The sequence below is a fragment of the Legionella santicrucis genome (assembly GCF_001468135.1).
Classification (GTDB): Bacteria; Pseudomonadota; Gammaproteobacteria; order Legionellales; family Legionellaceae; genus Legionella; species Legionella santicrucis.
This window is the reverse complement of record NZ_LNYU01000083.1, coordinates 90,846-113,014: the sequence shown is the minus strand read 5'-3', so window position 1 is coordinate 113,014 and position 22,169 is coordinate 90,846. Positions and strand designations below refer to the sequence as shown.

Here is a 22,169-nt window from a genome sequence, read left to right as displayed (position 1 = left end):
TTTTGGCGGTAGCTTTGGTTAGAATATAAAGAGGATCAGTTCTCCTAATAAACTTCTTGAAAGTTTATTAGGGGTGACCTATTACTAATAGCGTCACTTAAGAAAACTGATTCCTATTTTTCTGTAGCCCGGATTCAACGTACCTTGCTGTTCGAGATGAGCTTAACTTAGTGGGCAGTGAAGAGATACATTAGCATCGTCTTGAACTGAGACACTCTCCATAAAACTATGCATTTAGCTTAACTTCTAAAGTATCTAGCTCTAATACTTTATTTTGACTAAATAATTGTTGCATAACAACACAAAAAGCGCCTTTACTTTCTTTAGAAAAACCTGCAACAGAATTTAATTGATTTTTATCTTTCAAGGTATTCATTAATTTTAAATGAAGCTTAGGGTAACGAATTTTAACCATACATAGATCATTATCTAATGGTTTTATGGAAATAAATTGTGACATTTTTACTTTATTGCCTAAAGGATCAAGCCAACCAGCCACAGCGGCACTAGTTGCATCTTTTTCTTGGAGATTTGCTGAATAAAAACCATTATCATCATTTAAATTACAAAATGCTGTGCTTATTTTATGGGAATCCTTTTGATCATCACTTAGTACTAATTTACCGAACCACGCTTTATTCCCTGTAACAAATTGCTCTTTATCATCGATACGTAAATGTCCATTAAGTTGACTTGTTTGCACCGCTTGCAATTGAATTCCAGGACGTAAAGCTAAAGTTTCATTATCTTGATTTGCTTGCTTTAACATATCCACTTTGAAATTAAAGCCTTTCTTATCAGTTTCCTTCACTCCAAAAATCCAACTATCATTGATAGGATTGTAACGTATAAATGAATTACCTACATGCCAATCCAAGGATGTCGATTGCTCTATTTTTTCTTTACCTTCATAAAAAAATACAAGCTCATTTGTTTGTCCATCAATTAAAGCAGCTTTAGCATAAAAATCGATACCCTGACGCTGCATTTCAAAAAAGTAACCGTATTTATCGCCACTTTCATTCTTTACCATTCCAGAAAAAGTCCAACTTCCTGTCATTGGAACAATAGATTGTTGTTGTGGTTGCGGCATTTTTTCAGTTTCAGTCGCAAACAACCCAGTACTTGTGTGGAATACGATTAAAAATAGAAAACAGCGAATCCAAGCAAACATAATCAGCAATAACCTTTTAACTGTTGATGTAACCACAATGCGTTCCAAAATGCATCATCCAATACAGCATCTACCGGTAAATAATGCATTCTGTCTGAACTAAATGATCGACATTTTACTGCATCTTTTTCCGTCATAATAATAAGTGATTCAATATAATTCAAATCTTCCGGCCTAAACTGATAATGATCAGGATAAGAACAGGTATTGAATTCTATCCCTAATTGCTGCAAAGTGGAATAAAAACGTTGGGGATTACCAATTGCAGCAATTGCCTCCCAAGTTCCATATAGCGTTTCGGGAGCAATCTCTTCATCAGTATTTAATTTTTTAATTTTCCCAGGTTTTAGGATCATAGAATATGCATTTTCCATGCTTCCTTCATTCACCACAATAAAATCAACTTGCTTTAAGCGGGATGCCGGCTCTCTTAACGGCCCTGCAGGCAAGCAAAAACCGTTTCCTAAGCCGCGTGTTCCATCAATAACAGCAATTTCAATAGCCCTTCCCATACAATAATGCTGCAATCCATCATCACTAATAATGATTTCGCTTTGATATTTTTTCAAGAGATAGCGTACCGCTTGAGTTCGTTTTGGTGCAATCACTACAGGGCATTTGGTTCTTTGTGCCAATAATAAAGGCTCATCCCCGACTTTTAAAGCAGAATCATGGGGTTGGACTTCATAAGGGAATTGTTTTACTGTCGCGCCATAACCACGACTCACAATACCTACTCTTAATCCTTTTTGTTGCATTTTCTTAGCTAACTCGATCACTAGAGGAGTTTTACCTACCCCTCCAACAGTAATATTGCCGACAATAATAAGAGGGACGGGACAAGCGATTTGGTAAAAACGCTGCAAAAAATAGCGTCTGACCGAAACCGCAATTTGATACCCCCAAGACAATGGGCGTAATAGCCATTGCAATGGATGTGCTCCGTACCATAACTTATCTAAAAAAGAAAGCATCAAGCTATGACTTCCTCTTGAATACCTACACGTTGCATCCCCTGGAGCTGAGCATAATGTCCTTGCCTATCAAGTAACTCCTGATGCGTACCTTGCTCTACAATACGTCCATGTTGCATTACAATGATTTTATCTGCATGTTTTATTGTCGATAAACGATGAGCAATAACAATGGTAGTCCGATTTTTCATGACCCCTTCTAAAGCAATTTGTATGTATCGCTCGGACTCACTATCCAAGGCTGATGTTGCTTCATCAAGAATTAAAATAGGCGCATCTTTCAAAATAGCACGAGCAATCGCGACTCTTTGTCGCTGACCACCAGAAAGCAATACACCGTTCTCCCCAACGCGGGTCTCATAACCTTCAGGCAATCGACTAATGAACTCATCAGCAAAGGCGAGTTTAGCCGCATGCATAATTTGTTCACGGCTTATATCTGAACGACCATAAGCGATATTATTAGCTAAAGTATCATTAAACAAAGTCACATTTTGACTCACTAAAGCCATTTGCTCTCGTAAACTCGACAAACTAATTTGATTGATAGGAATGTTATCTAAGGCAATGATACCTTCAGTAATTTCATAAAAACGAGGAATTAAACTGGCTATAGTTGTCTTACCACTCCCAGAATGACCTACTAAAGCAACTGTTTTTCCTGCTTCAACGGTAAAGCTCACATCATGCAATACATTCTCACCTTGCCTGTAAGCATAAGATACGCACTGAAACACCAACTCACCACGCACTCGCTGTGGCAAAATAATGCCTTGATCTTGCTCGATAGATACATCGAGCATATTGAAAACACTTTCGGCACCCGCCAAACCTTTTTGGATCACTGCATTAAGCGTTGTTAATGTTTTCATGGGTTTTATTAATTGTATCATCGCAGCAATAATTGCCAAAAAAGAACCTGCTGAAACAACAACCACAGTAGATAATTGAATTGCTGCTGCAATAATTGCAGCAATCCCAATAGCAATGACAATTTGTACCCCTGAAACATTAAGTGCCTTACTTGCAGCCACCTTCATATCATTTTGGCGCGAATGTTCTATCGCCCTACTAAACTTTTCTGATTCATAAACAATACCACCAAAGATACGCACCACTTTGTAGCCTTCAATGGCTTCACTAGCAATTTCGGTAACTTCACCCATTGTTTTTTGTACCTTATGACTGATTCGTCTTACTCGTTTGTTTGTGAAATTCACAATGAAGCCCACAAAAGGAATGGTTAAAAGAAACATGAGTGATAATTGCCAGCAAATAACAAACATTACTGTAAGAAAACCTACAATTAAACAAATATTTTGGACAATATCTGTTAGAGCATCTGCACTAACTTGAGCAACTTGTTCCACATCATAAAGAATTTTGGAGAGCATTTGTCCTGAGGTTGCTTGATCATAAAAATCAGCCGGTAAACGAAGAATATGATTAAATACTTTTTCTCTTAATACCTTAACCACGGATCGAGCAACCCAGGTCATACAATAACTACCTAAAGAGCTCACTAGTCCTCTCAAAGTAATCCCTATCAAAACGATATAAGGGATTTTCTTAATAAAATCCATATCGACATTAATAAAACTCTTGTCAAAAAAGGGACGCATCATGTAAGTAAACCCAGCATCAATCAGGGAGTACAACATATTGGCGAAAACACCTAATGCCAGTATTGGCCAAAACGGTTTTACATAAGTGAGCAAACGTTTGTATAGGATACTGGTTTTAACTGTGGGTTTCTTTTTCATGAATTAAGTGGTCAATCGGCCAAATGAACTATTGTAACTGTTATTACATGGAAGTGCTAACTTTAGGTTCATTCTAAGGTCATCTTAATGCGTGTGTAAGCACAACAAAAACCGATTTTTTGCACATTCATATCCGAAATACTTCCTGGTTCAGTAGTTACTGTGGCCCAAGATAAATGATGTTGTTTAGCAAAGTTTAAACGAGCAAGCAATAATCTTTTTTGCAGCCCTTTACCTCGATATTCAGGCAAAGTACTCGTAACTCCTAAATCACAAAAATCATCATGTATGGCAATTGTGGCTCCTGCTACAATTGCCTCATTATCATAAGCTGCAAAAACACTAACTCCTTTAGATTGAGCATAATGAATAAATTGATTTTTAGCTTCAGGAGCCGTAAAACCTAGTGCTACTCGGGTGGCCCATTCATGAATTTCATCGGGTTTTATTTCCTTTATCATCAATGGGTTTTTATGAAAATCAATAGGTTGATATGTTTTTAAATCCAGGACAGACACATTATTTAGTTCATTGATGCAATAACCCCGTTGACTTAAAAAAATAGCAAGATCATTTCCTACAAAAGGGCATAGCTCAATATCTACCCGTGGATGATTTAGGCTTTTATAAAAATGCTCAATGCATTCAATTTCAGTTTTAAATTGTTTTAATGGAGTATTAAAGCCCCATCCAACTACTTGTGATAAATAAGAATCAAAACCAGAAAAACAAGCAGCGCCCCCATTAATTTCCAATACTTTTCCTTCTGAATATCGCTTAGTGACCTCAATGTGAGTTTGCTTGATGCAAGACTCCATTTGTGCTGCCAGATTTTTAGTAATACATTTCATTAGCCACACCCCTGTGACCTTAGTGAAAATAGGAAATTGAAATTCAAAATAAATTCAGATTCTGTCATGCTTTACAGTTCATCCTTTTTAAGATAATCCGCGAGCCAACTCATAGACTAATCTTGGTCCCTGGTAAATCAAACCGCTATATACTTGTATTAATGAAGCTCCTGCGTTCAATTTTGATCGAGCACTCTCACAACTATCAATGCCCCCTACCCCAATCAAAGTCACATTATTACCCACATATTGTTTTAGCAAACGCAAGCATTGGGTTGATAATTCCCACAGAGGTTTACCACTTAATCCTCCTGATTCCTCTGCGAGAGATAAATGCTCCACTCCTTTACGTGAACATGTTGTATTTGTCGCAATAATTCCTTCTATGCCTAAATTCAAAATGACTTCTGCCATTTGTTTCAGTGTTTCTGCGTGTTCATCTGGTGAGATTTTAACAACGAGAGGAACATGACGTTGAAACTTATCCTCTAATTTGATTTGCTCAGCCTGAATTTTTGACAATAGATGGACAAAATACTCCTTTTGTTGTAATTGGCGTAAATCTGGAGTATTAGGTGAAGAAATGTTAATCGTTACATAGGAAGCATATTCATAAACTTTCTTGAAGCAATAAATGTAATCATCTGCAGCATATTCCAGTGATGTATCTTTATTTTTGCCAATATTAATACCTAATATTCCTTTATAGCGTGCTTTTTTTACATGAGTAACTAAAGTATCAACACCCTGATTGTTAAAACCCATACGATTAATGATTGCCTGAGCTTCAGGTAAACGAAATAAACGAGGTTTAGGATTACCTATTTGTGGTTTTGGCGTTACCGTTCCCAATTCAATAAACGCAAAACCAAGCTTAGCCAATGCATCTAAATGCTCGCCATTCTTATCCAATCCTGCAGCTAAACCCACAAGATGAGGGAACTGAAGTCCTAAAGCTTGCACAGGTTGATGCTCTGCTTGCTTAAAACAAAATTTAGGTATGTAGTGTAAAGCAGACAAACTCAAAGCATGGGTTTTTTCTGCATCCATCCTAAAAAGTAAGGGACGTAACATTGAATACATAGAGAATCCTGTAGCCTAAATGGAGCGAAGCATGATCCGGAAATTCTGTGTGGGTAAAGCCTTGGGTTACGCTTCACTTCACCCCAAGCCGCATTAATTAATGCGAGTTCATTTTCGAACTCACATTAATTAAATATCACATTTCTGAGCCCAAACCCGAAGCATCGCATTTTCTGATTTGTGCAAATGATAATCCACTTCTCTAATTTCTACACCATAACCATTTTTTTGCAGCTGCAGTAATACTGGACCTAAAAGCTCAGAACTCTTTCCTTCCATATCATTTAAAGGAAAAATTCTAACTTCTTTAGCTACTCTTGCTAATTCACGAATTACATTTAAATGAAAATCAACTGTTTGATCTTCTAAATCTGCAAATAAATAATGAGCACTTAAAGCAAAGTCAAAAGAAAAATCAGCATAAGGTAAATGATAATCAGCTGCCCCCAAATAGCGCCCTTCAGCCTTACCTTTTTCATAATCGGCAAAGAATGATTTCATTCCTTCTTGTCGGTATTCAAGCAATTGCTCTAAACTGCCATTACGGCTAAAATCAAATTGTTCTTGCTCTTTACGCACTTCATCCGCCATTTGAGCAAAAATCATAATTGCTTTGGAAGATAAAGTATCTTTATCCAAAACAAATAAAGGATCACAACTTACAGCTTGATGCGCCTCCAGAAATTGTTGTGCGTTTACGGCACTTGGGCCACATCCATATTCTAAAATTCGGGAATTCATGTCCTCTTGAGACAAATCAAACATCTCGCGATACTCATCAACACTATGCCCCCAGAGTACTAACTTGCGCATGAACGACTCTCCTAAATAGATAAACCTGAACTCTTAAAACTAAACTTTACTATTGCTCCTAATGGAACAATAGTCATTCTCTCATATACAAGGTCCCGCTTTGAGGCGTGATAACACCTAAAATAATGGATACTAACCTGCGCGCGAATGACAACCTATTCGCAACGTGTATTGAAAGGAATGCATCGCTTTCTTTCGGCTTAAGAGTAGGCGATTTTTTAAATCAGGTAAAGGAGATTCTCTAAATTATATTAAGAGTCCATGCTTATATGTTTCTATGAAGTCGCTGCTGCCAACAACAACCGCGAGACAGGGATAGAGATAAATAATATAGATAAGGATTTTAAGGTCCGTGCCTATCTGCGTTCGGCTGAGGAAATGCGTCATCAGCATTCTTATCTCGAACTCACGTTAATAATGAAATCTTCTCCATCGTATAGAAATTTTATTTGCAACTTCAATTCGATTGGGTATAGTCTAACAAATTTGTTAAAATTCACGGGAAGTCATCTATGTATACAGGACCGAACTATCAACTCGGTGACACTTATAATATGTTACGCGAGAGCGTTTATCAATTTGCTCGTGCTGAAATTGCACCACTTGCTGCTCAAATTGATGAAACAAATACCTTTCCTCATCACTTATGGAAAAAATTAGGTGACATGGGTTTGTTAGGAATTACAGTTAGCGAAGAATATGGTGGCGCCAATATGGGGTATCTCGCCCATGCAATCGCCATGGAGGAAATTTCCCGTGCCTCTGCCTCTGTGGGATTAAGTTATGGTGCTCATTCGAATTTATGTGTCAACCAAATTTATTTAAATGGAAGTCATTCTCAAAAACAAAAATATTTGCCTAAACTTATAAGTGGGGAATACATCGGTGCTTTGGCTATGAGTGAATCCAATTCAGGATCAGATGTAGTCAGTATGCAATTACATGCTCGTCCAGCAGGTAACAAATATATTCTCAACGGTACAAAAATGTGGATCACAAATGGACCTGACGCAGATGTCTTAGTAGTCTATGCAAAGACCGACAAACATGCAGCAAGTAAAGGAATCACTGCCTTTTTGATCGAAAAAGGAATGCCCGGCTTTAAAACAGCTCAAAAATTAGACAAATTAGGAATGCGAGGTTCAAATACTTGTGAACTTGTTTTTGAACAATGTGAAGTACCCGAAGAACAAGTTTTAGGTGAAGTGAATCAAGGTGTTAAAGTATTAATGAGTGGTCTCGATTATGAACGCACTATTCTTGCGGCAGGACCAGTAGGTATAATGCAAGCATGTATGGATGTTGTTTTACCTTATGTTCATGAACGAAAACAGTTTGAACAACCTATAGGTGAGTTTCAATTCATCCAAGGTAAATTGGCCGATATGTATACTGATTTAAATGCATCAAGAGCTTACTTATATGCCATTGCTAAAGCGTGTGATCAAGCTATGGTTAGTCGTAAAGATGCCGCAAGTGTCATTTTATATACAGCTGAAAGAGCAACACAAATGGCATTGCAAGCAATTCAAATTCTTGGTGGAAATGGATACATTAATGAATATCCCACAGGTCGTTTGCTGCGTGATGCAAAATTATACGAAATAGGGGCTGGCACTTCCGAAATCAGAAGAATGCTTATTGGACGAGAACTTTTTAAAGAAACAGTATAAGGAAAAGTAAAAATGGAACAGAATGACATTGTAATCGTTGCAGCAAAAAGAACTCCTATGGGCGCAATGCTAGGAAATCTATCAACACTTTCAGCTCCAGAATTAGGCGCAATCGCACATCAAGCAGCCTTATCTCAAGCTGGGATTAACCCTGCAGACATAGATGAAGTAATTAGTGGCTGTGTGTTACAAGCAGGAATTGGTCAGGCCCCGGCACGACAAGCAGCGATTAAGGCAGGGATACCTAATACTGCAGGAGCCACTACGGTCAATAAAATGTGTGGCTCTGGAATGAAAGCAATTATGTTGGCTCATGATTTAATTCGTGCAGGAACTGCGCATATTATTCTTGCTAGTGGTATGGAAAGTATGAGTAATGCCCCCTATCTACTGAGTAAAGCACGTTCTGGATACCGACTTGGACATGGTGAATTAAAAGATCATATGTTCCTTGATGGATTGGAAGATGCCTACGATAGAGGCAAATTAATGGGTGTTTTCGCAGAAGCTACTGCCAGCCATTTTCATTTCAGTAGGGAGCAACAGGATGAATTCGCTATACGTTCCATGAGCCGAGCGCTTCAAGCTATAGAAAATGGAGCATTCAAAGATGAAATTACTCCAGTAACAATAAATTCACGTAAAGGGGATGTTACTGTAAACATTGATGAAGGTCCTGATGCAGCCAAGCTTGCTAAAATCGCTCAGTTAAAACCTGCTTTTAAAGCAGATGGAACAGTTACCGCTGCTAATTCAAGCTCCATCTCTGATGGTGCAGCAAGTGTAATCCTGATGAGTGCTGGACAAGCAGAAAAACGAGGTATAAGACCTATAGCTCGTATTGTTGCTCATGCAAGCCACTCACAAGCGCCAGAGTGGTTTACAACTGCCCCAGTCGATGCTATGCGCAAAGTTATGAATAAAGCCTCATGGAAACAAAACGATGTTGATCTTTATGAAATCAATGAAGCATTTGCTGTAGTCACTATGGCTGCTATAAAAGAGCTTGAATTAAATCCAGAACACGTTAACATTCATGGCGGTGCATGTGCCTTAGGCCATCCCATTGGTGCTTCAGGTGCGCGTATTTTAGTTACCTTAATACACGCTTTAAAACATCAAGGAAAAAAACGTGGTGTTGCTTCATTATGTATTGGTGGGGGTGAAGCGACTGCTATGGCTATTGAATTAATTTAAAATAAACAGTTCCTTTCTCTTGAGAAGAGACTCAGGGTTGCTGTCACTAACGCAACATCTCAGCCGAGTAGCAAGCTCAGAGAGAACAACAAGATCTAAAATTTTGTTGTTCTCTCTGAGAGGTAATGAGATATTTTTTGGTGAATGACAAATACCTTTGACTCTTCTTATAGTATGTAGAGAGAGGCTGTATCATAAAAAGGACATTCATGCTTCGACACAGTCTTATCTATTTATTACTTAGCATCTTAGTAGTAATATTCGCAAAATATGCACATCTAATCATTGTTTATATCGATCTTTTTTTTACCTACATTAATTTAAAATTAACACCCATTTTCAGCCAAACCGGCTGGGGGCTTGTAGTTCGTAAAATACTTGTTCTTGTCTTATTGCCAGTAGCGATTACTGCTGTTCCAGCTCTTGTATATAGAATTTTTAAAGGCGGTGATATGCCCCACTTTATTGCAATCACCTGGATTATTTGGATCATCATTGTTTTAAGTGATATTTTGGTTCGCTAAGGATTAAGGCATGGCACAATTAATCAGTCAAATTAACACCGGTAGCCAAGAATTCAAGGCTAATCAAGCAACAATGCTCACCTTAGTAGATGAATTAAAAAACCAAATTCAGCGTATTGCTTTAGGTGGTGATGAAAAAGCACGTACTCGCCATCTAAAACACGGCAAATTATTACCAAGAGAGCGACTACAACAATTATTAGATCCTGGCAGTCCTTTTCTTGAACTCTCTCAACTTGCAGCTTATCAAGTCTATGACGATGTAGTTCCTGCTGCAGGAATAATTACCGGGATTGGCTGGGTTTGTGGCATCGAATGCGTCATCGTTGTCAACGACGCCACTGTAAAAGGAGGTACCTACTATCCTTTAACTGTTAAAAAGCACTTAAGAGCGCAAGAAATTGCACTGATGAATCATTTACCCTGTATTTATTTAGTCGACTCAGGCGGAGCTTATTTACCTCTTCAGGATGAGGTATTCCCTGATCACGATCATTTTGGTCGTGTTTTCTATAACCAAGCTCGATTGTCGGCACAAAATATTCCCCAAATTGCGGTAGTTATGGGTTCGTGTACTGCGGGAGGCGCTTACGTTCCAGCTATAGCAGATGAATCGATTATGGTTAAAAATCAAGCCACCATTTTTCTTGGCGGCCCCCCTCTGGTTAAAGCAGCAACAGGTGAAATCATTAGTGCTGAAGAGCTAGGTGGTGCTGAAATTCATTGCCGACATTCTGGGGTAGCTGATCATTATGCCGAAAATGATGCCCATGCACTTCATCTGGCACGAGTTGCTATCAGCAATTTAAACCGCAAAAAACCGCAACAACTAAAACGAATAGAAACCCTAGAGCCACTTTATGACAATAAAGAACTTAACGGTATAGTACCTGCAGATCCAAGAAAACCCTTTGATATACGTGAAATTATTGCCCGTATTGTTGATGGTTCAGAATTTGATGAATTTAAGGCACTTTTTGGTACCACCCTAGTTTGCGGCTTTGCACATTTATACGGTTATCCTGTTGGCATTATCGCCAATAATGGCATTCTTTTTAGTGACAGTGCTTTGAAAGGAACTCACTTTATAGAACTTTGTTGCCAACGTAAAATTCCATTAATATTTCTACAAAATATTACTGGTTTTATGGTAGGGTCAAAATATGAAGCCTCCGGTATTGCCAAGCATGGTGCTAAAATGGTAAATGCAGTAGCCAATGCCAGTGTGCCCAAATTTACAGTCATCGTAGGGGGAAGTTTTGGCGCTGGCAATTATGCAATGTGCGGCCGAGCTTATAATCCCCGGTTCCTGTGGTCTTGGCCAAATTCTCGAATTTCAGTAATGGGCGGCGAGCAGGCAGCCAATGTTTTAGCTCAAATTAACCGAGATAAACTCGCAAAACAAGGAACTGAATGGTCTGCTGTAGAAGAAGAGCATTTTAAGGCTCGATTGCGAGCTCAATATGAAACTCAGGGACATCCATTCTATGCCAGTGCCCGCTTATGGGATGATGGTGTCATTGCACCACAGGATACACGTAAAATATTAGGTTTGGGCTTATCAGCAGCACTTAATACCCCGATTGATTCAACACATTTTGGCGTATTTCGCATGTAAGGAAGGAGTACACGTGAGCGACTTGTTATCTGAAATTTATGGGCACTTATGTATTCTTACTCTCAATCGAGTAAATAAGCATAATGCTTTTGATAATCACCTTTTGACTGAAATACACGATCAACTCAACTCAGCCATAGCTGATTCTAATGTTCGTGTCATTGTGCTTAAGGCCAATGGAAAGCATTTTTCTGCTGGCGCTGATTTAGATTGGATGCAAGACATGGCTCGTTTTAATGAAGAAGAAAATTTAAAAGATGCCATGGTACTTGGTAATCTGATGTACAGTTTAAATACTAGCCCTAAACCTACTGTGGCTATGGTACATGGTTCTGCTTTTGGTGGAGGAGCAGGGCTTGCAGCAGCCTGTGATCTCACTATAGCCGCTCAATCGGCACGATTTTGTTTTTCAGAAGTAAGGTTAGGCTTAATACCCGCTGTAATTAGCCCTTATGTTGTTCAAGCCATAGGAGAACGTAATGCTAAAGCACTATTCATGAGTGCAGAGATTTTTGATGCAGCCAAAGCGTTGTCATTAAATTTGATACAACACTGCGTTCCTGAAGAAAATTTATTAGAATTCACACTTAATTATGCGCAACAAATCTGTAACAATGCGCCCGAAGCAGTACGAGCATCAAAACAGCTGGTAACCTATGTAGCAAATAAAAAAATCGATGCAGAATTAGTCTATTACACCGCCTCCTTAATTGCTCAAAAAAGGGTATCAGTTGAAGGTCAACAAGGGCTTAATGCATTTTTAAAAAAAGAAACACCTAATTGGGGTAACAATTAAAGAGGCTCTCATGTTTAATAAAATTCTTATTGCCAATCGTGGTGAAATAGCGTGCAGAATTATTAAAACTGCTCGATCCATGGGTATACACACAGTAGCTATCTATTCCTCGGTTGATAAAGAAAGTTTACATGTACGCAGCGCTGACAGCGCCTACTTTGTTGGCGACGCCCCTGCTAAAGACAGTTATCTAAACATTACTAATATTATTCATATTGCAAAAAATTGTGGTGCGCAAGCCATACACCCTGGTTACGGTTTTCTCTCTGAAAACCCTGAATTTGCCAGAGCCTGCTATGAAGCCAATATTATTTTTATTGGTCCTTCAATCGAAGCAATGGAAGCTATGGCATCGAAGCAATTAGCAAAACAATTGTTAGAAAAAACAAAAGTTCCCCTAACTCCAGGCTATCACGGCAGCGAGCAAGCAGAAGAACAATTACTTGCACAAGCCCAAAAAATAGGATTTCCTGTTTTAATCAAAGCTGCCAATGGTGGTGGAGGCAAAGGGATGCGTACTGTTTATCATGAATCAGAGTTCAGTATGGCCTTAGCTGGAGCTAAACGAGAATCTATGGCCAGCTTTGCTGATGACACCATGATTATAGAAAAACTAGTATTGCATCCTCGCCATGTCGAATTACAAATAATGGCCGATAATCACGGTAATGTGGTTCATTTATTTGAGCGCGATTGCTCCATTCAACGTCGGCACCAAAAGATTATTGAAGAAGCACCAGCTCCTAATTTATCTGTGTCTTTACGACAAAAACTAGCTGAGGCAGCTTGTGAAGTAGCCCGTTCTATTAAATACAGAGGTGCAGGTACTGTTGAATTTTTAGTAGATGGAGATGAACAATTCTATTTTATGGAAATGAATACCCGCTTACAAGTAGAGCATCCTGTTACTGAACAAATTACTGGGCTTGATTTAGTGGCATGGCAATTAAAAATTGCAGCTAACGAGCCTTTGCCATTAACACAAGATAAAATTCAATCCTATGGCCATGCCATAGAATGTCGTATTTATGCTGAAGATCCTCATCAGGATTTCATTCCGTCAATTGGTCAAATTAATTTTTTGCAAGAACCATCAGGTGATGGTATTCGTATTGATACAGGGATACAGCTTTCATCTCAAATTACCATGTATTATGACCCAATGATTGCCAAACTTATCGCTTGGGGCACTAATCGGGATGAAGCATTATCGAGAATAGAACAAGCACTGTCTCATTACTTTATAGGTGGAGTAAAAACAAATATTCCATTTTTACAAGCCATTTGTCATCACCCTAACTTCAAAGATGTAAAGCTAAGTACTGATTTTTTAAGCAAAGAAGATATTAAAATTGCAATACCTGATTATGAAATAGCTTTACTTATGGCCGTAAGTTTTGATTATTTAACTATGGTCAATTCCATCCAAGACCCACTACTTGAAGAAGCATTTGCTTGGCAATCTCTAGTGTCGAGTCATTGGATTTGGCGTTATAAAAATAAGGATACATCGATTGAAGCATTGATTATGGCAATCAATAAAAATAATTTTAAAGTTCAATTCAATCAAAAAGAACTTTTAATTCATGCAAATTTTATAGGCAATCAGCTACGTATTGAAACAGAAAATCAAAATTATCAAGCCACAATAGAAAACAAAAAACAATCACTGACCTTATATTCCCCACAAGGTTCCATAACGATTGAACGGTTTAATTGGAGTACATTAGGTACACAAACAACAACTCATAAAGGACAGTTGACTGCACCAATGCCAGCAACTGTTGTAGCAATTTTAAAAAATATTGGCGAAAAGGTCAAAGCTGGGGAGCGTTTAATTGTTCTTGAAGCAATGAAAATGGAACATACTATCCATGCGCCTAATGATGGTATTTTGATGGAAGTTTTTTATGCTGTAGGAGCTCAGGTTAAGGAAGGAGAAGAATTACTAACATTAAGTGAAACCGACTCTTAACTTGAGATATAAAAAAGAGATAATTATGGACTATCCGCAACATATAACTATTATAGAAGTAGGTCCCCGCGATGGCTTACAAAATGAAGCTGCTTTCGTGTCCAGCAAACACAAAATTGAATTAGTTAATTTACTCAGTGAATCTGGCTTACGCTATATTGAAGTAACTAGTTTTGTTTCTGCAAAAGCAATACCTCAACTCGCGGATCATAATGAAGTCTTTCGGGCAATAGATAAAGCACCTTCTATCCATTATTCAGCTTTAGTGCCTAATGAGCATGGTATGCTTAAGGCTTTAGAAGCTGGTGTTCGAGAAATCGCTGTATTTACAGCAGCAAGCGAACAGTTTAATCAACGAAATATTAACTGTTCTATTGATGAAAGTATTGCTCGTTTTAAACCAGTCCTTGCCTTGGCTCAAGAAAATCATATTAGGGTTCGCGGTTATATTTCCTGTGTCCTTGGTTGTCCTTATCAAGGAAGCATTCCACCAGAACAAGTAGCGCTTGTAACACAAAAACTATTAGACTTAGGAGTAGATGAAATATCATTAGGCGATACTATAGGGGTTGGAACACCTCGTCAAACACGTTTAGTATTAGATCAAGTGCTTAAACTATTACCTCTAAATCAATTAGCAATGCATTTTCATGACACATATGGCCAAGCTATAGCGAATATTTATGCATCGCTACAGCATGGGGTACATCGTTTTGATAGCTCAGTAGCTGGTCTTGGAGGATGTCCTTATGCTCTAGGAGCTAGCGGTAATGTTGCTACTGAAGACGTTCTATATTTAATGCACGGTTTAGGAATAGAAACAGGTATAGATATTTTTAAAATTGTGGCAGCTGGTGACATGATTTGTAAGATTTTGGGGCGTAAGAATCAATCAAAAGTTGCAAATGCCATGCTTCCTACTCCCTGCAACTAAGAAGAATTTCCTCAAATGGAAATTCAATAATAATTACAGAGAGAAATAATTATGAGTGACATTGTATGGAAACCTCAAAACCCTCAAAAGAGTAGAATGTGGCAATTTATGGAATTTGCTGCTCAAAAGCACTGTCAGATCTTTGAAAATTATCAAGACATGCATACTTGGTCTATCAAACATCCCGATTCATTTTGGCAAACACTTTGCGAATTTTTTCATTTAAAATTTGATAAGCCACCCCACCAAATTCTTAACTATTATAAAGAGATGATCGAAGCACGCTGGTTTACAGGTGCTCAATTTAATTTTGCAGAAAAACTTTTATCACGTAGAGATCAACATATCGCATTAATTAGTCTTAATGAAGATAATCACAGACAAACAATGACTTATGAGCAACTGTATATACAGGTTGCTCAATGCGCCGCGGGCCTAAAAGCGATTGGAGTCACGGTAGGTGATCGAGTAGCAGCTTTAATGCCCAATACTTCTTACACAATAATTGCAATGTTAGCCACAACCTCATTAGGAGCAATATGGTCTTCATGCTCACCTGACTTCGGCGCTCAAGCTGCAATTGATCGGCTGGGGCAAATAACACCCAAAGTCTTATTCATATGTGATGGCCACCAATATCAGGGGAAAAAACACAGTGGCGTGGAAAAAATTAAACAACTTAATGATGCCATATCCTCGCTCATAAAAATTGTAGTTTGCCCAAATACCAACGAACCTGTAGATATTTCTTTACTTCCTAAAGCACAATCATGGAATGATTTTCTCCGTCCAGCAAGCCAATGCGAATTTGTTTCCTTACCTTTTGAACACCCTGTTTATATTATGTTTTCATCAGGAACTACGGGCAAACCCAAATGCATTGTTCATGGTGCTGGAGGTACCCTACTCCAACATCTTAAAGAATTGGGATTACATACTGATCTTCATGCCACTGATAATCTATGCTTTTATACCACTTGTGGTTGGATGATGTGGAATTGGACTGTTTCTGCTTTGGCATTAGGAGCAACGCTCACTTTATATGAGGGTTCTCCAACTTATCCTGAAAATGGTCGTTTATTTCAATTAATTGAAAAAGAACAAGTAACAGTATTTGGAACCAGTGCAAAATTCATTTCTGCTGTTGAAAAAGCAGGAGTAGTTCCTAAAGATGAATATAATTTAACTCATTTACGTTGTATTCTTTCTACAGGCTCTCCACTATTACCTAAAAATTACGATTACGTTTATAACCAAATCAAAAATGATGTACAACTATGCTCTATATCTGGTGGCACAGACATTATTTCGTGTTTTGCATTAGGTAACCCAATGCTTCCAATCTACCGAGGTGAGTTACAATGTCTTGGTTTAGGTATGGCAGTAGATGTTTTTGATGAACAAGGTGACCCCATTCGAGGAGAACGAGGAGAATTAGTTTGTACCGCTCCTTTCCCCTCCATGCCCGTAGGCTTTTGGAATGATCCTGAAAGAGAAGCATATCAACATGCTTATTTTGAGCGCTTTTCTGGTGTTTGGGCACATGGCGATTTTGCTGAAATCACAAAACATCATGGATTGATTATCTATGGTCGATCCGATGCCGTATTAAATCCAGGAGGAGTGCGCATTGGTACTGCTGAAATTTATAGACAAGTAGAAAAAATTGATGAAGTAGTTGATAGTATTGTAATTGGCCAAGATTGGCAGGATGACGTTCGTATCATTTTGTTCGTCAAATTACGTGATGATATGAAACTTACTGAAGAAATCATCAACAAAATACGCTTAATTATTCGACAAAATGCATCTCCTAGACATGTACCGGCAAAAATCCTGCAAGTCGCAGATATTCCACGTACAATTAGCGGCAAAATTGTGGAAGTGGCAGTCAGGCAAGTAGTTCATGGTTTACCGGTAAATAATTTGCAATCTCTAGCAAACCCAAAAGCCCTGGATTATTTTAAAAATCGTGAAGAATTACAGCAATAACCCTGGATATCTATAAAGGAGCACTAACAAATTATGCTAAATTTAAAAGTATCACTTTGTTTATATAAACAATATGTGTATAATATTGCATTAGCGTCGATTTGAAATTCAGCTTGCGGACGCTCAAAAAAGATTTTTTTTGAAAACACGGCTAAAGCGGATATGATTTTCATTCCTCTAAGTCTTACGTCCGTAATAGCTCAAATCCCTAAAGCTCATGTTGATGCAAACTATTGGCTTTAAGTACAGATCACATGAAATGATACTGAGGAAACATAGCATACAGCATAGTATGAGAAACTTCCAAAGAGTTATTTTCGAGCGAAATGTGCCCAATGCATCGTTTCAGGGGGATGATCTATTACTTACGTCCGCACGCATAAGCCCAGGCTATAATTATGATTGAATTAATTGGATTATCCAAATCCTTTTCCGGAAAATCTGTCCTGCGTGACATTAATTTATTTATCCAAGAAGGTGAAATTTTCGGGATCATTGGTAAAAGTGGTGCTGGAAAATCTACTTTATTAAGATGTATCAATCTACTAGAACGTCCTGATCAAGGCGATGTCGTGATTGATGGTCAATACCTAACAAGCTTATCCCGAAAAGATTTAGCTTTAGCTCGCCATAAAATGGCCATGATTTTTCAGCACTTTAATTTACTCAGCTCTAAAAATGTCTATGATAATATTGCGCTTCCTATGCGAATTCAGGGACTGGATGAGGAATTTATCCGCAGAAAAATTGAAGAGTTGCTTCCTATAGTGGAGCTCTCTGAGAAGAAACTGGCGTATCCAGCACAACTTAGTGGAGGACAAAAACAAAGAGTAGCAATTGCCCGTGCATTAAGTTGCTCCCCTAAAATTTTACTCTGCGACGAGGCAACATCAGCATTGGATCCAGAGACAACAGATTCTATTTTAGCATTATTAAAAAAAATTAATGCTCTTTATGGCATTACCATTGTGCTTATTACCCATGAAATGGATGTGGTTAAACGTATCTGTAAACGATTAGCGGTTATGGTTGATGGTGAATTAGCCGAAACAACCTCTCTTGCCAATGTATTTAATAAAAAAGACAGCCTAGCTCGCGGTATGCTTTATGCCCAACTTAGTCCCGAATTACCAGAATGCCTTACGAATAGGCTTGCAGATTATGTCACAGATAAACCTTTACTTCGTTTATTTTTTCAAGGTGAAGAAGCGACAGTACCTTTTATTAGTCAAACAAGTCGGGAGTTAAATCTGGATATTAATATCTTGCTCGCAAATATTGATCGTTATGATACAGTAACTTGTGGTGTTTTAGTTGTTGAGCTCACCGCACACCAGTTTTTACTAGAAGCATTCATTGAGCGCTGTCAGCAAGCCAAACTAACTGTGGAGGTATTGGGCTATGTCCTTCCCAATGGCATATGATTTATTAATCGCGACAGGTGAAACACTGTATATGGTAACCCTAAGCACCCTATTTGCAGTAATACTCGGCTTGCCTTTAGGGACATGGCTCTACTCATCCAATCATGTCAAACCAATGCCACGAGTAAACAAAGTATTATCCACTGTCATTAATATGGCACGCTCCATCCCTTTTATAATTTTGTTAGTGGCAATCATCCCGTTTACACGCCTTATAGTAGGCACTTCAATTGGAATAAATGCCGCAATTGTGCCTCTAACAATTGGAGCCATCCCTTTTTTTGCAAGACTAGTAGATAATGTTTATCGCAGCTTACCATCAGGACTTATCGAAACAGGATATGCAATGGGTGCAAATACGCGGCAAATCATTTTGCATATTTTATTGCCAGAAGCGAAACCAGCATTAATTCATGCCATTACGGTCACTGCCATTACTTTGGTTAATTATTCAGCTATGGCTGGAACAGTTGGAGCAGGAGGTTTGGGAACATTGGCAATTAACTATGGATATCAACGTTTTGATGCTGGAATTATGATTTCCACAGTCATTATCTTAATTATTATGGTACAACTGACACAAATGATTGGAGATTATTTGGCAAAACGTTTTTTACATCATTGATGTGTATGGTGAACACTTAATGGCGTCAACCTAAGCCGAGCTACAGAAAAATAGGAATCAGTTTTCCTTAAGTGGGCGCCATTACGTGGACACTTACGATACATAATCTCAACATTGGAGTTTTAAATGCGGATTTTAGCTTATTGCGTTTTATTATTAAGTCTTATAGCTTGTCACAAACCCTCGCCACCAAATACTTTGATTATTGGGACAATTGCGGGACCAGAGACAGAGCTGGTTGAAACAGCAACGGAAGTAGCAAAAAATAAATATCATTTAAATGTAAAAATCGTGACTTTTAATGATTACAACCTACCTAATGAAGCATTGCAAGATGGGAGCTTAGATGCCAATGTTTATCAACACGTTCCATACCTCGACGCAGCAATGAAAGCCCATAGCTACCCCTTTGAAGCGATAGGAAGAACCTTTGTATATCCTGTAGGCATTTACTCCAAAAAACACACATCCTTAAAGCAATTACCTGAAGGAGCCGTAATTGCAATACCTAATGACCCAAGTAACGAAATGCGTGCTTTGCAATTATTGGAAAAAGCCAATTTAATTACTTTAAAAAATACTCATGATACTGGTTTAAAGAATATTGCTACAAACCCACAAAAACTTCAATTTAAAGAAATGGATGCGGCTCAATTACCCAGAGTTTTACCGGATGTAGATGCAGCTATAATTAATACAACTTTTGCCTTGCCCGCAGGTTTGAGTCCTTCTAAAGATTCTTTATTTAGTGAAGATAAAGATTCACCCTATGCCAATGTTATTGTGATTCGAAGTGATTCACCCAAAAAAGCAAAATTGGAGTTATTTGTTAAAGCATTTAATTCACCCGAAGTTAAAGAAAAAGCTAAAAATATATTTGGAGATGCAGCTATTCCCGCCTGGTAATAAAACTTCAACCCAATTTACTAAAACACTAAGATAAAAAAACGTTTGAGTTCAAATATGACTCAAACGTTACCCCACCATCAAGATTTATTTAAATACACACAAAAAAAATAAATTTGCACTATAATGATAAAAAATGATCAAATACTCACCCAGCCAATCATTCTCTCTTAATGAAAAGATGATATACTTTACTTAACCTAAAAGCTTTTGAGGTAAACTCTATGACATTCAGAAAAGGCGTATTTGATATTTTCGATTCTCGAAAAATTCACAGAGAACTTACGCCTGAGGCGGAAAAAGAACTTCTACAAAAACTTCGTGATCAAATTGGATTATCTGCATTTGATTTTCAAGATAAAGCTTTTAATGATCATGATACCAGCAGAATTCATAGTTCTTCGGATTTTAAACTGCAAATTGGTGCAGATAAAGAAAATACTTTTGATAAACTACTGCGAGGAAAGGAGCCAGAAAAGGCTGAAATAAAAAGAGAATTTGAAAAAGTATTTGTAAAAGAAGATTTTTATGATAAAGCGAAAGAATCATATAATAGATCAATAGCTGCATTCAAAGACGTAATTGTTGAAAAAGTTCCTAAACCCTATTCAGTAGAAGATATTCGAGGTGAACTCAATCGAATTCAAACTAATGCAAGAAATGCCATTGCAGCACAACAAAAAATGGAACTCGATAAATTTAAAGTTGCGGTAGAAAATCAAACAGCTAATTTGAAAGTGGCTTTAGATATCGATGATGACGAAGAAATAAAGGACATAAAATCCAATCTCATCAAAGAACTTGAAGATACTCATAAAAAACAATTAGACGCTTTTGATAAAGCAGCTGCAGAAAACATCACTCTATTAGATAAAGCAGCGAATGCTCAAATGGAACACTATATCTTTGCTGAGCAAATGAAAAAATTCGCCTGGGGGCAAACAGATGCTAAAAAACGCCAAGAAATGCTTGATGCACTTGATGCAGCCGTAGCCAAAAGACTCAAGGAGCACCCCGAGGGAAATACTTTTGTCGACACCGAAGTTAATCCAGATGGGATGTCAATTTCTGCCCTCGATCCCAATGATTTAGATTTTTTTTATACCTTAACAGGGAGAAAAATAGAACAAAAAAAACCTGGTGTTTGGACTATAGAGTTTCCTCCTAGAATTTTTGATCCCGGTTACTATCTAAGCTTTCCAGCAAACCAGGAAAAACCAAAAGCAGATATGCTCGCCCTCGCTCAAACAATTAGACGCGCTGGATTTGGTGGAATTAAAATGACTGTTAATTTTCCAAATGATCCCGATACCGAAAAGCAAAGACTTAAACAAGCTTATGAAGCATGTCTACTCGCTGGATTCCCTCCAGTTGAATATGGTGACGACGGAAAACCTAAAAAACCACAGCATATAGTATTAATAGATGGCAAGGGTAGAGAAGTAAATATTCAAGAGCTTTTCAAAGATGATGGGCCAAAGCTCGCCATGCTTCATGAGCAAGCCAAACAACAACGTAAAGAACTTGATGAGAGAAAAAATGTTCTTACTTCTTCCAAGAAATCTCCTCCTGAAATTACGAATGCATTGAAGGACGATCTGTCTACAGCAAAAAATAAAGGAAAAACAGGAGCAGATATAATTACTCAGGAAAAAGAAAAAGAATTAGAAGAACACGTAGAAAGAGTTCTTAGAGGTCCCTCATAAAAGTGTATACCTTGTTTTAGTGATTAAAACACTAAGACAAGGAAAACTAAAAGATATCTTTTCTCCTATAAATGCTCAAAAAATTCCACTGTTTCCTAAGCTCAAATTCTGGTATTTTATAAAATTGCTCATGGTTGAAGG

General features: G+C 37.9%; 18 protein-coding genes. 12 read left to right on the top strand and 6 right to left on the bottom strand.

Annotation, left to right across the window (positions count from 1 at the left end; translation table 11 throughout):
- Positions 1-226 precede the first annotated feature (226 nt).
- The 6 genes from Lsan_RS15470 to Lsan_RS15445 all read right to left on the bottom strand — a co-directional run bounded on the left by Lsan_RS15470 (position 227) and on the right by Lsan_RS15445 (position 6,658).
- Complete coding sequence (locus tag Lsan_RS15470; protein WP_058515038.1) at positions 227-1,174, bottom strand: hypothetical protein; 948 nt, start codon at positions 1,172-1,174, stop codon at positions 227-229.
- Between the two features lie 2 nt (positions 1,175-1,176).
- On the bottom strand, positions 1,177-2,148 hold the full coding sequence (lpxK, locus tag Lsan_RS15465) for a tetraacyldisaccharide 4'-kinase (protein WP_058515037.1): 972 nt from the start codon (positions 2,146-2,148) through the stop codon (positions 1,177-1,179).
- Entirely contained in the window at positions 2,148-3,911 is a 1,764-nt protein-coding gene (gene msbA, locus Lsan_RS15460) for a lipid A export permease/ATP-binding protein MsbA (RefSeq protein ID WP_058515036.1), read from the bottom strand. The genes lpxK and msbA overlap by 1 nt, the downstream gene beginning before the upstream one ends.
- A 68-nt stretch (positions 3,912-3,979) precedes the next feature.
- Positions 3,980-4,762, bottom strand: coding sequence for a GNAT family N-acetyltransferase (locus Lsan_RS15455; protein WP_058515035.1), 783 nt, complete (start codon positions 4,760-4,762; stop codon positions 3,980-3,982).
- Between the two features lie 87 nt (positions 4,763-4,849).
- Positions 4,850-5,845 carry a quinone-dependent dihydroorotate dehydrogenase gene (locus Lsan_RS15450; protein WP_058515034.1) on the bottom strand — a complete coding sequence of 332 codons (996 nt, stop codon included), beginning with the start codon at positions 5,843-5,845 and terminating at the stop codon, positions 4,850-4,852.
- A 129-nt stretch (positions 5,846-5,974) separates the two neighbouring features.
- Positions 5,975-6,658, bottom strand: coding sequence for a hypothetical protein (locus tag Lsan_RS15445; RefSeq protein WP_058515033.1), 684 nt, complete (start codon positions 6,656-6,658; stop codon positions 5,975-5,977).
- Between the two features lie 512 nt (positions 6,659-7,170).
- Between Lsan_RS15445 and Lsan_RS15440 the strand changes: the two genes are divergently transcribed.
- From Lsan_RS15440 to Lsan_RS15385, 12 genes are all read left to right on the top strand, one after another.
- Positions 7,171-8,331, top strand: a complete 1,161-nt coding sequence (locus Lsan_RS15440) for an isovaleryl-CoA dehydrogenase (RefSeq protein ID WP_058515032.1) — start codon at positions 7,171-7,173, stop codon at positions 8,329-8,331.
- A gap of 12 nt (positions 8,332-8,343) precedes the next feature.
- On the top strand, positions 8,344-9,528 hold the full coding sequence (locus tag Lsan_RS15435) for an acetyl-CoA C-acyltransferase (protein WP_058515031.1): 1,185 nt from the start codon (positions 8,344-8,346) through the stop codon (positions 9,526-9,528).
- A 209-nt stretch (positions 9,529-9,737) separates the two neighbouring features.
- Positions 9,738-10,052 (top strand): hypothetical protein, encoded by a 315-nt coding sequence (locus tag Lsan_RS15430; RefSeq protein ID WP_058515030.1) that lies wholly within the window; start codon positions 9,738-9,740, stop codon positions 10,050-10,052.
- Between the two features lie 10 nt (positions 10,053-10,062).
- The gene (locus Lsan_RS15425) at positions 10,063-11,670 is read left to right on the top strand and encodes a carboxyl transferase domain-containing protein (protein WP_058515029.1); all 1,608 of its coding nucleotides are present in this window, start codon (positions 10,063-10,065) and stop codon (positions 11,668-11,670) included.
- Between the two features lie 13 nt (positions 11,671-11,683).
- A complete protein-coding gene (locus tag Lsan_RS15420) occupies positions 11,684-12,466 on the top strand; it encodes an enoyl-CoA hydratase-related protein (protein ID WP_058515028.1) in 783 nt (260 codons plus the stop codon).
- Between the two features lie 10 nt (positions 12,467-12,476).
- Positions 12,477-14,441, top strand: coding sequence for an acetyl/propionyl/methylcrotonyl-CoA carboxylase subunit alpha (locus tag Lsan_RS15415; protein WP_058515027.1), 1,965 nt, complete (start codon positions 12,477-12,479; stop codon positions 14,439-14,441).
- A 25-nt stretch (positions 14,442-14,466) separates the two neighbouring features.
- Complete coding sequence (locus Lsan_RS15410) at positions 14,467-15,375, top strand: hydroxymethylglutaryl-CoA lyase (RefSeq protein WP_058515026.1); 909 nt, start codon at positions 14,467-14,469, stop codon at positions 15,373-15,375.
- Positions 15,376-15,426: 51 nt separating this feature from the next.
- The gene (locus Lsan_RS15405) at positions 15,427-17,367 is read left to right on the top strand and encodes an acetoacetate--CoA ligase (protein ID WP_058515025.1); all 1,941 of its coding nucleotides are present in this window, start codon (positions 15,427-15,429) and stop codon (positions 17,365-17,367) included.
- Positions 17,368-17,765: 398 nt separating this feature from the next.
- The gene (locus tag Lsan_RS15400) at positions 17,766-18,791 is read left to right on the top strand and encodes a methionine ABC transporter ATP-binding protein (RefSeq protein WP_058515024.1); all 1,026 of its coding nucleotides are present in this window, start codon (positions 17,766-17,768) and stop codon (positions 18,789-18,791) included.
- Entirely contained in the window at positions 18,769-19,416 is a 648-nt protein-coding gene (locus tag Lsan_RS15395; RefSeq protein ID WP_058515023.1) for a methionine ABC transporter permease, read from the top strand. Before Lsan_RS15400 ends, Lsan_RS15395 begins: the two co-directional genes overlap by 23 nt.
- A 126-nt stretch (positions 19,417-19,542) precedes the next feature.
- Entirely contained in the window at positions 19,543-20,322 is a 780-nt protein-coding gene (locus Lsan_RS15390) for a MetQ/NlpA family ABC transporter substrate-binding protein (RefSeq protein WP_058515022.1), read from the top strand.
- Between the two features lie 224 nt (positions 20,323-20,546).
- Positions 20,547-22,028 carry a hypothetical protein gene (locus tag Lsan_RS15385; protein WP_058515021.1) on the top strand — a complete coding sequence of 494 codons (1,482 nt, stop codon included), beginning with the start codon at positions 20,547-20,549 and terminating at the stop codon, positions 22,026-22,028.
- Positions 22,029-22,169: the final 141 nt, after the last annotated feature.